The sequence below is a fragment of the Mesorhizobium mediterraneum genome, assembly GCF_002284565.1.
Lineage (GTDB): Bacteria > Pseudomonadota > Alphaproteobacteria > Rhizobiales > Rhizobiaceae > Mesorhizobium > Mesorhizobium mediterraneum.
The window spans coordinates 704,584-718,463 of sequence record NZ_NPKI01000015.1; the positions used below are offsets into that span (position 1 = coordinate 704,584).

Here is a 13,880-nt window from a genome sequence, read left to right on the forward strand (position 1 = left end):
CTTGACGCCAATAACCATCATATTTCGCCGCAGGCATGCTGGAGCCCCGCCAGCGGCGCCTGGGTCCAAATGGACCTGACACCGGACGGGGCAGAAGCAATATGAGGATTTCCATGGCTGAACCCGTTCGCAATTATCAGACGCGCGCCGTGCCCGGCGCCGGCGTCGATGCTGCCATCGACCAGGGCCTGCGCGCCTACATGATCAAGGTCTACAATCTGATGGGGCTTGGCCTCCTCATCACTGGCCTTGCCGCGGTCGGCACGATCATGCTGGCCACCACCACCGATCCGGCTTCGGCGGTTGCGACGCTGCCGAGCGGCGAGATGCTGACCTCCTTCGGCTACGCGATCTTCGGGTCGCCGTTGCGCTGGGTGGTGATGCTGGCTCCGCTGGCCGCCGTGCTGTTCCTGTCTTTCCGCGTCCAGTCGATGAGCGTTTCTGCCGCGCAGACGACGTTCTGGGTCTATGCCGGCCTGGTCGGCCTGTCGCTGTCGTCGATCTTCCTGGTCTACACGACCGCCAGCATTTCGCAGACCTTCTTTGCCACCGCAGCGGCTTTCGGTGCGCTGTCGCTTTACGGCTACACGACCAAGCGCGATCTGACCGCGTTCGGCTCGTTCCTGGTGATGGGCGTGTTCGGCCTGATCATCGCGATGGTGATCAACATCTTCCTGCAGTCGTCGGCTCTGTCCTTCGCCGTTTCGGCGCTCGGCGTGCTGATCTTTTCGGGCCTCACCGCCTATGACACGCAGAAGATCAAGGAGATGTATTTCGAGGGCGACGCCACCGACGTTGCCGGCCGCAAGGCGATCATGGGCGCGCTGACGCTCTATCTCGACTTCATCAACCTGTTCATGTTCCTGCTGCAGTTCATGGGCGACCGCCGCTAACAGGCTTTTGTTTGGACCATGATCTTTTCCGAAAGCCGGTTTCCACCTTTCGGGATCATGGTCTGACTGGACCAGCGAGTTTTGTAAGGGCGGCCCAACGGCCGCCCTTTTCTTTTGTTCCGGCCTCTGCTGTGATAGAAGGCAGATGAGCGATTTGCATAAATTATGAGCAGCATCACCATACGGGCCGCTACATCGGCGGACCTCGACCGGATCACCGACATCTATGCCGATGCGGTGACAAACGGCACGGCGAGCTACGAGCTGGAGCCGCCAAGCCGTGCCGAGATGGGCCAGCGATTCGACAGTTTGATAGCGGGCGGCTTTCCCTATCTGGTGGCGGAAAAAGACGGCATCGTGCTCGGCTATGCCTATGCCGGCGCCTTCCGGCCACGCCCCGCGTATCGCTTCGTCGTCGAGGATTCCGTCTATGTCGCGCCCGAGGCCAAGGGGCAAGGCGTCGGGCTCAAGCTGATGCAAGGGCTGATCGAGGCGGCCAAGGCGGCGGGCTTCCGCCAGGTTATCGCGGTGATCGGCGACGGCCGACCGGACAGTGCCTCGGTGCGGCTACATGAAAAACTCGGCTTTCGCCATTCGGGCCGCCTCGAAGGCTCCGGCTATAAGCACGGACGCTGGCTGGACACGGTGTTCATGCAACTGCCGATCAATGACGGGGCTCTAATTCCGCCCGATATCAACTCGTTGCCGGAACAGAAATTCCGCAGCCAGAATAAGTAGTTAGGCCTCGACCAGCTTCAGCGTGCGGTCGAAGACGCCAAGCACGCGGCCAAGTTCCTGGCCGCGCTTGAGGATGCGGCCGCCGGCGGCGATGACGGCGAATGCGCCTTGCCGGCGCGCCAGCTTCGGATCCTTGACGATCTGGAACAGCGGCACCTCGCTGGTGCGGCGGAACACGGAAAAGACGGCGCGATCGGTGAGATGGTCGATGGCGTAGTCGCGCCACTCATTGGCGGCGACCATGCGCCCGTAAAGCCTCAGGATCTGGTCCAGTTCGCGCCGGTCGAACCGCACCGGCTGGTCGAGGCGTTCGCGTCTTGCCTCATGCAGCGGGATCAGTATTGCGGATGCGTCCCCATCCTCCGTCCCACTGCCATGATCAGTCATGCCTCGATCCCTTCGAATGAATCTTATGCCAACCAAAGTTGGCGCTTTCGCCGTAGAATTGCAAGCCCGACCGAGCAAAGGCGGCGGCGCACCGTTTCCGCAGTGTCCAGTCACGTTTATAAAACGCCCGTTGGAATTGGTGATGCTTCGCCACAATTCTGCCTTCTTTTATCCGCGCTCATGCCCCAATGTCCGACGAATTTACGGGTGTTGCCTGAGACGGTTCGGTCCGGCACTGGCTCGTAAACCCCAAGCCCCCCGCCCACGGGTCTGCGTCGGATCGAACCAACCTCGGTTTTTCCTTGGAAAAATCGGGTGCGACGATCCCAAAACCTAAATGACCGGCGTCAGAAGCAAGCTGACGCCGGTTTTTTATTGGCTGAGACCATGGCGGGTAGCGCGGCTCTCCCTTCTCCCCTTGTGGGAGAAGGTGGCCTCGCGAAGCGAGGTCGGATGAGGGATGTTGGAAGGATCGCTGCGCTGAAGACGTAAGCGCCTAAAATCATTTCATATTTTAACGCCTCATTTCTTCCAGCACCCCTCAACCTCTCGGCGCTGCGCACCGATCCACCTTCTCCCACAAGGGGAGAAGGGCGCGCTGTGGTCAAGGCTTGTGGATTATGGCGGCGCCCAGAATGGGGCCTGGCAGGCCATCCTTGCCCACCGATTGCAGCAGCACGGCGCAGCCGCCTTTCTTGGAAATCACGCTCATCGGCAATTCGTAGCGCTGCGCCTTGCCGTGCCACATGCCGGCGGTCTGGATGCCGGAGACGGCATTCCAGTAGGTCATGCTGCGGCCGGTGTTTTCGCCCTTGCCGATCTTGATCGTCTGCGGCGGGTCGAAATAGACGATGACGACATGGGCATCGCTGGGGCCGGTCCCGGCATCGCCGGCGTCGATGATGACGCGGTCGCTGGTCCGGCTGACCTTGATGCTGACCCGCATGCCGTCGCCTGATTTCTCCATGCGGGCGAGCGCCCCGTCGACCTCCCTGCGGCTGGCTCCGTTGACATGACTGCGGCCATTGATGACGGCCTGCGGCGTATAGACCGAGCGATTGCCGAAGGCGCGCATATACTCATATTGCCGCTCCGTGTTCTCCTTGCGGCTCAGCGTGTCCTTCCAACCGAGATAATCCCAGTAGTCGACATGATAGGCGAGCGCGACGATGTTCTCCTTGGTGGCAAGATCGGCGAAGAATTCATCGGCCGGCAGGCAGGAATTGCAGCCCTGGCTGGTAAAGAGCTCGACCACGCCCAGCGGTTGATCGGTCAAGGTTTTGTCAGCCTGGGGCTTGTCGGCCTCGCCGGCAAGCACATTGCCGGCAAGTCCAGCGCCGGCAAACACCGAGAGGGCCAGCGCAAGTGCCGCAAGCCGCAATGGTCTTCGAGATGTCATGGCCGTTTGGACTCCCGCCGGTGATGCCGGCCTTGTTCTGATTGCTGAAATATGTGGCAGAAGCGACAGTCAACGGGAAGTCACGTTGCGGTGAAATTTGCCATTGCAACCAACTGCAAGGGCGCAATAGGAAGGGTCACACTTCACGGTAGAAGCCGATTCGGGCAACAATCAGCATGTGGCAAACCCTCCTGACGCCGGTCGATCTCTACTGCGAGCGGACCGGGCCGGAGTTCTGGGCCGAACCGGCCAACGCACTCACCAATCTGGCTTTTCTTGCCGCCGGGCTGTGGGGTGTCCGGGAGGTGCGCCGGCGCGGCACAGGCATCTTCGCCGAAGCGCTGGCCTGGTGGGTGGTGGCGATCGGCATCGGCTCGGCGCTGTTCCATACCTTTGCCAACCACGGCACGGTCTGGGCTGACGTGCTGCCGATCGCCGGGTTCACGCTGGCCTACACGCTGTTCAACCTGCGCCGCTTCCTCGGCATGAAATGGGGCAAGGCGATCGCCATCTTCGTCGCCTTCTATGCCGTCACCGGGTTGTTGACCTGGGCCGTGCCGGACTGGCTGCGCCAGGCGTCAAACGGCACGACCGGCTATCTGCCGCCTTTCCTGGCGCTCGCCTTCTTCGGCGCCTGGGTGGCCGCCAGCGGCAATCGCGCCGGCTGGTACAATCTGGCAGGCTCGGCGATCTTCGTCGTGTCGGTCATCTGCCGGATGATCGATCCGCTGGTCTGCGGCAGCTTTCCGCTCGGCACGCATTTCCTGTGGCACATCCTCAACGGGCTGATGCTCGGCGTGCTGCTGGCGGCGACGGCGCGCTTCGGAGCGCCAAAATAGGGGAATAGGGGAATAGGGGAATAGGGGCTGTCTTCCCTACTCCCTTACTCCCTTACTGCCCTACTAAGCTGCCAAATCGCGCAGCACATATTGCAGGATGCCGCCGTTCTTGAAGTAGTCGAGCTCGTCCAGCGTATCGATGCGGCAGATGATCGGAACGTCCTTCACCGTGCCGTCGCCATAGGTGATCTTCGCGATCATCTTCTGGCGCGGCTTGATGGTGCTCAGGCCGTCGATCTCGACCAGTTCGTCACCCCTAAGGTTGAGCGAGGCCCATGAGGTGCCCTCTACGAAGACGAAGGGAATGACGCCCATGCCGACCAGGTTCGAGCGGTGGATGCGCTCGAAGGACTGGGCGATGACGGCGCGGACGCCCAAGAGGTTGGTGCCCTTGGCCGCCCAGTCGCGCGACGAGCCATTGCCGTATTCGACACCGGCGAAGATGACCAGCGGCACGCCTTCCTTCTTGTACTCCATGGCGGCGTCGTAGATCGATGTCTCTTCCTTCGACGGATAGTGGATGGTGTAGCCGCCCTCGCGGCCGTTCTCGCCCAGCATATGGTTGCGGATGCGGATGTTGGCGAAGGTGCCGCGCATCATCACCTCATGATTGCCGCGCCGCGTGCCATACTGGTTGAAGTCGGCGACGCCGACGCCATGGTCGGTGAGATATTTGCCGGCAGGCGAGGCCGCCTTGATCGAGCCGGCCGGCGAGATATGATCGGTGGTGATCTTGTCGCCGAGCAGGCCGAGCACGCGGGCGCCCTTGATGTCGCCGATTGTGCCGAAACCCGCGGTCATGCCGTCGAAATAGGGCGGGTTCTGCACATAGGTCGAATGGTCGTCCCAGGCGTAGGTCTGGCCTTCCGGCGCCTTGACGTTCTGCCAGTACTCGTCGCCCTTGAAGACGTCGGCATATTTGCGGGCGAACAGTTCGCGCGTCACGTTCTTTTCGATGAACTCCTGGATCTCGACCGAGCTCGGCCAGATATCCTTGAGGTAGACCGGGTTGCCGTCACGGTCCTCGCCGAGCGGCTCGGTGGTCAGGTCCTTGGTCACGGTCCCGGCCAGCGCGTGGGCGACGACCAGCGGCGGCGAAGCAAGGTAGTTTGCCTGCACGTCGGGCGAGACGCGGCCCTCGAAATTGCGATTGCCGGACAAGACCGCGGCGGCGATCAAGCCCTTATCGTTGATGGTCTTGGAGATCGGCGTCGGCAGCGGGCCGGAATTGCCGATGCAGGTGGTGCAGCCGAAGCCGACCAGATTGAAGCCGATTTGGTCGAGTTCCTTCTGGAGGCCGGATTTCTCCAGATATTCGGCGACGACCTGGCTACCCGGCGCCAGCGATGTCTTGACCCACGGCTTCTGCTTGAGCCCGAGCCGGTTGGCGTTGCGCGCCAGCAGCCCGGCGCCGATCAGCACGCTCGGGTTCGAGGTGTTGGTGCAGGAGGTGATGGCGGCGATGACGACATCGCCATGGCCGAGATCATAGTTGGTGCCTTCGACGGCATAGCGCTTGTCGATTTCGGCGGCCTTCCGGTATTCGGTCTCCATCGCCTTGGCAAAGCCGTCCGGAATGCCTTCAAGCGCCACGCGGCCTTCCGGACGCTTGGGGCCGGCCATCGACGGCACCACATCGCCGAGATCGAGCTCGAGCAGGTCGGTGAAGACCGGGTCGGCCGAGCCGGTATCACGCCACATGCCTTGCGCCTTCGCGTACGCCTCGACCAGCGCGATACGGTTTTCCTCGCGGCCGGACATGGTGAGGTAGCGGATGGTTTCGCCATCGACCGGGAAGAAGCCGCAGGTGGCGCCATATTCGGGCGCCATGTTGCCGATGGTGGCGCGGTCGGCCAGCGTCATGTTGGACAGACCCGGACCGAAGAATTCGACGAATTTGCCGACGACGCCCTTCTTGCGCAGCATCTGGGTGACGGTGAGCACGAGGTCGGTGGCGGTGACGCCTTCCCTGAGCCTGCCGGTGAGGCGGAAGCCGATGACTTCGGGCAACAGCATGGAGACGGGCTGGCCGAGCATGGCGGCCTCGGCCTCGATGCCGCCGACGCCCCAGCCGAGCACGCCAAGACCGTTGATCATGGTGGTGTGGGAATCGGTGCCGACGCAGGTATCGGGGTAGGCGGTGGTTTCGCCATCTTCAGTGTTGGTCCACACGACCTGGCCAAGATATTCGAGATTGACCTGGTGGCAGATGCCGGTGCCGGGCGGCACGACACGGAAATTGCGGAAGGCCTGCTGGCCCCATTTCAGGAATTTGTAGCGCTCTTCGTTGCGCTCGTACTCAAGCTCGACATTGCGGGCGAAAGCCAGCGGCGTGCCGAATTCATCGACGATGACCGAGTGGTCGATGACCAGATCGACCGGCACCAGCGGATTGATCTTTTGCGGGTCGCCGCCAAGCGAGGCCATGGCGTCGCGCATCGCAGCCAGGTCGACAACGGCCGGAACGCCGGTGAAATCCTGCATCAGCACGCGAGCCGGGCGATAGGCAATCTCGACGCCGGCGGTGCCCCGGTCGGTCAGCCAGCCGGCGACCGCCTGGATGCTCTCCTTGGTGACGGAACGGCCGTCCTCGTTGCGCAGCAGGTTCTCCAGCAGCACCTTCATCGAATAGGGCAACTGGGCAATGCCGGTGAGGCCGTTCTTCTCGGCCTCGATGAGGTTGTAATAGACATATTCGGCGCCACCAGCAGTCAGCGTGCGGCGGCAATTGAAACTATCGAGGGATTTTGACACGTGCGGTCCGTCCTTGTCTGTTCAGCCTGAAAGGGAACGGACGCCGATGGCATGCAATCACGCGCAAAGGTGCGGGTACGGCCATTTCCGCTGTCCGTTCCCAGCCAACCCGAGCCGTTCAAGGCGGCGCGTGCGCTGGTTCGGCGCTAATTCTGTTCCCGTGCCGACCGCTGGCACGGATGACCCGCATATAGAGAATTTCCTGGAATAGTTCTAGACACGGAATCGCCATTTTTGTTGCGGCGCACCGAAGCCGCGCTAGGACTTCCGGCGAAGGGGAACGAATGCGGCTGATCGCCGAAAATCTGGGCGGCGAACGCGGCGGCGAGGCGGTCTTTTCCGGCATCAACTTTGCCCTTGAGAAAGGCCAGGCGCTTATCGTCACCGGGCCGAACGGCGCGGGGAAATCGACGCTGCTCAGGGTCGTCGCCGGGCTGCTTCCGGTGGCGGCCGGTCGTGTGCATATCGAAGGCGGCGGCGAGGATTTTCCGTCGGTTGCCTCGGCCTGCCACTATCTCGGCCACCAGAACGCGATGAAGACGGCGTTGACCGTGACGGAAAATCTGCGCTTCTGGCGCGATTTTTCGGGCGCGGATTTCTTGCGTGCCGAAGAGGCGCTGGAGACGGTCGGACTTGGTGATATCGGCCATCTGCCGTTCGGCTATCTCTCGACTGGGCAGAGGCGGCGCGCGGCGATCGCAAAACTGCTGGTCAGCCGGCGGCCACTGTGGCTGCTCGACGAGCCGACGGCAGGATTGGACAAGGCATCGGAAGAGCGATTCGCCGTGCTGATGCGGAAGCATCTGGAAGGCGGAGGGATCGTTGTGGCGGCCACGCATCTGCCGCTGGGAATTGAGGGAGCGAAGGAGTTGAGGATGGGGGAGGCCGTTTGATGTCGGAGCTCCACGGCGCCCCCCTCTGTCCTGCCGGACATCTCCCCCACTTGGGGGGAGATCGGCGGCTTCGGCGTCGCCGCCCAATTTGCAATGTTGAAAATTGGCGAAAGCGGAGCCGACAGCCAATCTCCCCCCAAGTGGGGGAGATGTCCGGCAGGACAGAGGGGGGCGTGAAGGAACTCCGGCCTTTGCCTGGCCATTACGAATACATCGGGGCTGCATCGTAATGTGGTCCCTCTTCCTTCGCGACATCCGCCTCAGTATCCGCGCCGGGGGCGGGGCGCTGACCGGCGTGATCTTCTTTCTCGCGGTGATCGCCACGATCCCCTTCGGCGTCGGACCGGACCTCAATCTGCTCGCCCGCATCGGCCCGGCAATCCTGTGGATCGGCGCCTTGCTCGCTTGCCTGCTCGGTCTCGACCGATTGTTCCAGGCCGACCGGGAAGACGGCTCGCTCGATCTTCTGGTGCTCGGCGACGACCGGCACGTGCTGGCGTTGACCGTGCTGACGAAATGCCTGGCGCATTGGGCGGGAAGCGTGCTGCCGCTGGTTATCGCGGCACCCCTGCTTGGCCTGTTCATGAATATGGAGCCGATCGGCATCGGCGCCACGGCGCTGACCCTTTTGGTCGGCACGCCGGCGATCACCTTCATCGGCGCTGCCGGCGCGGCGGTGGCGGTGGCGCTGCCGCGCGGCGGGCTGTTGATCTCGGTGCTGGTATTGCCGCTGACCATTCCGGTGCTGATCTTTGGCGTCTCGGCAAGCTATGGCGCGGTGGCGGACCCCGATCCGTTCCTGCAGCCTTTCCTCATTCTCGCCGCGCTGACCTTGTTTCTTGCCGTGCTGGGGCCGGTTGCAGCGGCGCTGGCGCTGCGTCATGGGGCGGACTAAATTAGACGGCCGCCTGACCTCAAGGGCTGCGGCGCTGCTGTCGATTGCGAAGCCGATAGCGCAAGGTTAAGGAAAGACATGTTCGAACGAAGCGAAATGGTCCGGCGGAAAGGCTTTGCGCCGGCGGAGCGAACCATATGAGCGCGCATGCGCTCTATGTGACCGCCGCCTATGCCATCACGGCCGTAGTTCTGGCCGGGCTGGTCGGCTGGATCCTTCTCGACCAACGGGCACGCAAGCGGGATCTCGCCGAGCTGGAAGCGTCCGGCGTGCGGCGTCGCTCCGACAAGGCGGGGACAAGGAAGCGATGAGCATGGAGGCCAAAACGCCGGCGCGCGGGCGGCGCCTGATCGTGCTTTTGCCGCTGCTGATTTTCCTCGGGCTGGCTGGGCTGTTCCTGACGCAGCTGCTGTCCGGCCGCGACACCTCGGAGGTGCCATCGGCGCTGATCGGCCTGCCGGCGCCGCAGACCAATCTGCCGGCGCTGGAGGGCATGAATTTGCCGGGGCTCGACTCCAAGCAGTTCGCCGGCAAGGTCACGCTGGTCAACGTCTTCGCGTCCTGGTGCGGGCCATGCCGTGACGAACATCCGGTGCTGCTGGCGCTGTCGCAGGACAAGCGCTTCGTCATCGCAGCGCTCAACTACAAGGACCAGCCGGAAAACGCCCGCCGGTTCCTCGGCGATCTCGGCAATCCGTTCCAGGCGATCGGCGTCGACGCGGCAGGGCGCGCGGCGATCGACTGGGGCGTCTACGGCGTGCCGGAAACCTTCGTCGTCGGCAAGGACGGCAATATCGCCTACAAGCATGTCGGCCCGCTGACGCCAGGCTCGGCGCAGACGCTGCTTTTGCCGGAGATCGAGAAGGCGCTGGCCGCGCCGGGCTGAGACGGCGGAAACGCGATGGTCGAACGGGACATTCGCGATCATTTTCTGGCTCAGGCGAAAGCCTGCGATGGACTTGGCTCGCCCTTCACCGCGAATTTATGCCGTGCGTTGGCCAAGGTTCTCGACGCAAACACCAGGACCGGGCAGGCGGTGCTCGGCTGGCCGGGCGACGCGCGCGCCGACGCCCTCGCATTGCGGGTCTGCGGCGCGCTGCATGCGTTGGTCCTGACGGGGTCCAGTGAGCGACTGGCACTGATCTATCCGCCCAACCAGACAAGTGAATCCGAGATCGCGGCGGTGCTGCCGGAGGCAATTGCGCGATCCGACGAGCGGATCGTCGCCGGCCTCGCCGGCGCGCCGCAGACCAATGAAATCGCCCGGTCGGCGATGCTGCTGCCTGGATTTCTGACGGTCGCGCGGGAAACCGGCCTGCCGCTGGATCTGTGCGAGATCGGCGCCAGCGCCGGGCTCAATCTCCTGTTCGACAGCTTTCACTACAGCTACCGCGATGCCGAGTGGGGCGACCCGGCCTCCCCCGCCCGGTTGGCGCCGGAGGCGCGCGGCCGCGCTGTTCCGCTTGGTGGGGCGATCGACGTCCGCTACCGCGCCGGCTGCGACGTCGCGCCGGTGGACGTCGCCGACGCAGCGGCGCGGTTACGGCTTCGGTCTTTTGTCTGGGCCGATCAGGCAGCGCGGCTGGCCCGGCTCGACGCCGCGCTGTCACTTGCCGAAAAATTTCCACCGCTGCTTGTCAAAGCGGACGCGGCGGATTTTGTCGAGAAGGCACTGGCCGCACGGCAGCGGGGCGGCGCCTTCGTGCTCTACCATTCGATCATGTGGCAGTACCTGCCGCGGGCGACCAAGGATGCCATCACCGCTGCGCTGGAGCAGGCGGGCAGACAGGCCACGGCCGCTGCGCCTATCGCAAGGCTGAGGATGGAGCCGCGCGATCCCACAAACAATTGGGCGGTACTCAGCCTCACTCTATGGCCCGGCGGCGAGACACGCCGCTTGGCCCATTGCGATTATCACGGCCGCTGGATCGAATGGATCGGCTAAGCCCGATCAAACAGTTCTGGTTGCGCATGATCTCGTCCGAAAAGTCTGCAACTTTTTGCTGCGCTGACCTTCGGTTCGGGATCATGCGTTCGCCTCAGCCGTAGATCTGCTTGTGGACCTGATAGAGCATTTCGCTGCGGTCGGCGCGCATGTCGGCCAGATCGCGGCTGGAAAAGGAGTCGATTTCGGCGACGAGGCGGTTGTATTGCCGGCGCTTGGCGATGGTGGCGCGAGCGCGGCTCATGAGGCTGTCGAGAATCATAGCGAGGTTCCTTTTGCGCCGCATTGTTGCGGCAGGTTGTTCCTCCCTTGATCTGTATGGAGCATGACATAGTTATGGTGCGTTGCAAAAAGAAGATGTTGCAATGCACCATTGCGCCGGACGCATAGCCGGTTAACGGCGCATGAACCCCGTCATTTGGGCAGGCGGCACTGCCGCAGCTTGCCTCGATGCCTCAAGATGCGGTGAGACTGATATCAGCGATCTTGCCATATTGATCGCCGGCTGGCTTGATCGCGCCGGCATCACCGATTTGCATGACTGGGAGGAAAATCATGGCCGCCGAAGACTACGAGATTCTCGATCCACGTTTTGCGCGGCTGTTCAACAGCAATGCGCAGGTGGAAAAGCTGTTCACCGGATGCCGTTGGGCGGAAGGGCCGGCCTGGTTCGCGGCCGGCCGTTATGTGGTGTGGTCCGACATCCCCAACAACCGCATGCTGCGTTACGACGAGACCGACGGCAGCGTCAGCGTGTTCCGGCAGCCGTCGGGTAATTCCAATGGCAACACCGTTGACCGGCAGGGTCGGCTGGTCACTTGCGAGCATTCGGGCCGGCGGGTCAGCCGCACCGAGCATGACGGCTCAATCACCACCATCGCCGACAAATGGCGCGGCAAGCGGCTGAACTCGCCCAACGATGCAGTGGTCAAGTCCGACGGGTCGATCTGGTTCACCGACCCAACCTACGGCATCGACACGGACTATGAGGGCGACAAGGCCGAGAGCGAGATCGGCGCCTGCCATGTCTACCGGGCCGATCCCGGCACCGGTGAGATCGACGCTGTCATCACCGATATGGTCAGGCCCAACGGGCTTGCCTTCTCGCTCGATGAAAGCAAGCTCTATGTCGTCGATACCGGCCGCACGCACGGCGCGCAGAATCCGGCGCATATGCGGGTGTTCAATGTCGACAAGGGTGGCAAGAAGGTGTCCGGCGAAAAAGTCTTCGCCGACTGCGCGGCCGGCCTGTTCGATGGCTTCAGGCTCGACGATCAAGGTAGGATCTGGACCAGTGCCGCCGACGGCATCCATTGCTACGATCCGGACGGGACGCTGATCGGCAGGATCAAGGTGCCGGAAGTCGTCGCCAATTGCGTGTTCGGCGGCAACAAGCTGAACTGCCTCTACATCGCCGGCACGACCTCACTCTACATGGTCCGGCTGATGGTCAACGGCGCAAAGACATTTTGAGCGGCCGCCAAGCAATATCCCAGGGGAGGGCGCCATGCCATTCGTGAACATCCGCTGGTCAAGGAGGTGATTGCCGATGACCCGGCCGGCAAGAAGGCCGCGATCGCCGCCCAGGTGACCGCGGCCATCACCGGCGCCACCGGCCTGACCAGCAACGACGTCTGGGTGGTTTTCGAGGAGGTCGCTGCGCGGGACTGGTTCGTTGGCGAGACCGATGTCGAGACGATGCGCAGCAAACGCTGAAGGAATTTCGCCGCGACCTTTGATGGTTGCAGCGCGGCCGGTCAGCAGGCGTCGAGGGCCGAGAGGTGTTTCGGACGGATCATGTCCGAAACAGTCTACCACATGGTGTGTTTGTATTCGTCATCCAGCCAGCGGTCGGTCGCCTCGGCCGAATCGGCGAGCGCCAACTGGTCGCGCAGGATCTGGCCGAGCGTCGGCAGCGTCGCGCGGTCGTACCAGCTTTCGGGCTTCCACAAATCGGAGCGCATGAAAGCCTTGGCGCAGTGCATGTAGGCGGCCTTGACCGTCACCAGGACGACGCTTTGCGGTTCCTTGCCGTCGACCGCGAGCCGCTCGCGCAAGCCCGCATCGACGGTGATGCGAGCATCGCCGTTGACGCGCAGCGTCTCGTTCATGCCTGGAATGAGAAAGAGCAGCCCGACCGAGGGGTTGATAAGAATGTTCTCAAGCGTGTCGAGCCGGTTGTTGCCGGGCCGGTCGGGGATGGCGATGGTCCTCTCGTCGAGCACGACGGCAAAGCCGGGCTTGTCGCCCTTCGGCGTCACATCGGCATTGCCGGCGCCGTCGGAGGAGCCGATCAGCACGAAGGGGCTTTTGCCGATGAAAGAACGGCTGTGACCATCCAGCGCCTTCAATTCCTTGCGGATAGAGCCGTCGGTCGGCCGAGGCGTCTTGTAGATCGTTCTCAGCTCTTCGCGCGTGGTGACGAATTCCATGCCCTCTCCCCAACTGTTACTTGCCGGCCTTCTCTTCTTTTCCGGGCTTGCCTTCAAGCGAATGGCGCATGATCAGCGGCATCTGGCTGAAGGTGAAAAGAAGCGTGATCGGCATGATTCCCCAAACCTTGAAGGTAACCCATGCGTCGGTGGAAAAATTCCGCCAGACCACTTCGTTGACAAGGGCCAGGAACAGGAAAAACAGGCCCCAGCGGAAGGTGAGTTTCTTCCAGCCTTCGGCATCGAGGCTGAAGGCCGAATCGAAGACGTAGCCGAGCAGTGATTTGCCGAAGAACAGGCCGCCGAGCAGGACGCCGCCGAACAGCATGTTGACGATGGTCGGCTTCATCTTGATGAAGATGTCGTCCTGCAGATAGAGCGTCAGCGCGCCGAAGACGAACACCACGACGCCCGACACCATCGGCATGATCGGCAAGGTGCGGGTGAGCAGCCAGGAGGCGATCAGCGCGATCGCGGTGGCCGCCATGAACAGGCCGGTGGCGACGAAGATCGGCCCGCCGAATTCGGCCAGCGCCGGAAATTTCTGCGTCAGCCACGCGCCACGCGCGTTGGCAAAGAAGAACACCATCAGCGGGCCGAGCTCCAGCACCAGCTTGAGCAGCGGATTGACGCCTTCCTTCTTCTGTTTCTGTGGGTCGGACGGGTCGCGTTCGAGGATGGGCGGGTTCATAGGCTTCCTTCTTA

Annotated in this window: 16 protein-coding genes; 10 read left to right on the plus strand and 6 right to left on the minus strand. The window is 62.9% G+C overall.

What is annotated here, in order from left to right:
- Positions 1–113: 113 nt before the first annotated feature.
- Entirely contained in the window at positions 114–893 is a 780-nt protein-coding gene (locus CIT25_RS12855; protein ID WP_095484868.1) for a Bax inhibitor-1/YccA family protein, read from the plus strand.
- A gap of 165 nt (positions 894–1,058) precedes the next feature.
- Entirely contained in the window at positions 1,059–1,631 is a 573-nt protein-coding gene (locus tag CIT25_RS12860) for a GNAT family N-acetyltransferase (protein WP_095484869.1), read from the plus strand.
- Here the strand turns inward: CIT25_RS12860 and CIT25_RS12865 are convergent, their stop codons facing one another.
- Complete coding sequence (locus CIT25_RS12865; protein WP_095484870.1) at positions 1,632–2,018, minus strand: DUF2794 domain-containing protein; 387 nt, start codon at positions 2,016–2,018, stop codon at positions 1,632–1,634.
- A gap of 604 nt (positions 2,019–2,622) precedes the next feature.
- The gene (locus CIT25_RS12870) at positions 2,623–3,417 is read right to left on the minus strand and encodes a DUF1223 domain-containing protein (RefSeq protein WP_095484871.1); all 795 of its coding nucleotides are present in this window, start codon (positions 3,415–3,417) and stop codon (positions 2,623–2,625) included.
- A 176-nt stretch (positions 3,418–3,593) separates the two neighbouring features.
- Between CIT25_RS12870 and CIT25_RS12875 the strand changes: the two genes are divergently transcribed.
- A complete protein-coding gene (locus CIT25_RS12875) occupies positions 3,594–4,256 on the plus strand; it encodes a ceramidase domain-containing protein (protein WP_095484872.1) in 663 nt (220 codons plus the stop codon).
- A gap of 63 nt (positions 4,257–4,319) precedes the next feature.
- Here CIT25_RS12875 and acnA read toward each other — a convergent pair whose 3' ends face one another.
- Positions 4,320–7,010 (minus strand): aconitate hydratase AcnA, encoded by a 2,691-nt coding sequence (acnA, locus tag CIT25_RS12880; protein WP_095484873.1) that lies wholly within the window; start codon positions 7,008–7,010, stop codon positions 4,320–4,322.
- Positions 7,011–7,294: 284 nt separating this feature from the next.
- Here acnA and ccmA point away from each other — a divergent pair, with 284 nt between their 5' ends.
- The 5 genes from ccmA (at position 7,295) to CIT25_RS12910 (ending at position 10,743) form a co-directional block, all read left to right on the plus strand.
- Complete coding sequence (gene ccmA / locus CIT25_RS12885) at positions 7,295–7,903, plus strand: heme ABC exporter ATP-binding protein CcmA (protein WP_095484874.1); 609 nt, start codon at positions 7,295–7,297, stop codon at positions 7,901–7,903.
- Between the two features lie 229 nt (positions 7,904–8,132).
- Positions 8,133–8,798 carry a heme exporter protein CcmB gene (gene ccmB, locus CIT25_RS12895; RefSeq protein WP_095484876.1) on the plus strand — a complete coding sequence of 222 codons (666 nt, stop codon included), beginning with the start codon at positions 8,133–8,135 and terminating at the stop codon, positions 8,796–8,798.
- A gap of 137 nt (positions 8,799–8,935) precedes the next feature.
- Positions 8,936–9,109 carry a heme exporter protein CcmD gene (gene ccmD / locus CIT25_RS12900; protein WP_095484877.1) on the plus strand — a complete coding sequence of 58 codons (174 nt, stop codon included), beginning with the start codon at positions 8,936–8,938 and terminating at the stop codon, positions 9,107–9,109.
- On the plus strand, positions 9,106–9,684 hold the full coding sequence (locus CIT25_RS12905; RefSeq protein ID WP_095484878.1) for a DsbE family thiol:disulfide interchange protein: 579 nt from the start codon (positions 9,106–9,108) through the stop codon (positions 9,682–9,684). Before ccmD ends, CIT25_RS12905 begins: the two co-directional genes overlap by 4 nt.
- A 15-nt stretch (positions 9,685–9,699) precedes the next feature.
- Positions 9,700–10,743, plus strand: coding sequence for a DUF2332 domain-containing protein (locus CIT25_RS12910; protein ID WP_095484879.1), 1,044 nt, complete (start codon positions 9,700–9,702; stop codon positions 10,741–10,743).
- A gap of 94 nt (positions 10,744–10,837) precedes the next feature.
- On the opposite strand, the gene CIT25_RS12915 is transcribed toward CIT25_RS12910, so the two are convergent.
- On the minus strand, positions 10,838–11,005 hold the full coding sequence (locus CIT25_RS12915; protein ID WP_095485113.1) for a hypothetical protein: 168 nt from the start codon (positions 11,003–11,005) through the stop codon (positions 10,838–10,840).
- A 290-nt stretch (positions 11,006–11,295) separates the two neighbouring features.
- Between CIT25_RS12915 and CIT25_RS12920 the strand changes: the two genes are divergently transcribed.
- Positions 11,296–12,216: an SMP-30/gluconolactonase/LRE family protein gene (locus CIT25_RS12920; protein ID WP_095485114.1), complete on the plus strand. Its 921-nt coding sequence runs from the start codon at positions 11,296–11,298 to the stop codon at positions 12,214–12,216.
- 66 nt (positions 12,217–12,282) lie between these two features.
- The gene (locus CIT25_RS12925) at positions 12,283–12,459 is read left to right on the plus strand and encodes a tautomerase family protein (protein ID WP_245329829.1); all 177 of its coding nucleotides are present in this window, start codon (positions 12,283–12,285) and stop codon (positions 12,457–12,459) included.
- Positions 12,460–12,554: 95 nt separating this feature from the next.
- Here the strand turns inward: CIT25_RS12925 and CIT25_RS12930 are convergent, their stop codons facing one another.
- Both CIT25_RS12930 and CIT25_RS12935 read right to left on the minus strand, forming a co-directional pair.
- Complete coding sequence (locus CIT25_RS12930) at positions 12,555–13,175, minus strand: pyridoxamine 5'-phosphate oxidase family protein (protein ID WP_095484880.1); 621 nt, start codon at positions 13,173–13,175, stop codon at positions 12,555–12,557.
- Positions 13,176–13,191: 16 nt separating this feature from the next.
- Positions 13,192–13,866 carry a septation protein A gene (locus tag CIT25_RS12935; protein ID WP_095484881.1) on the minus strand — a complete coding sequence of 225 codons (675 nt, stop codon included), beginning with the start codon at positions 13,864–13,866 and terminating at the stop codon, positions 13,192–13,194.
- Between the last annotated feature and the right edge of the window lie 14 nt (positions 13,867–13,880).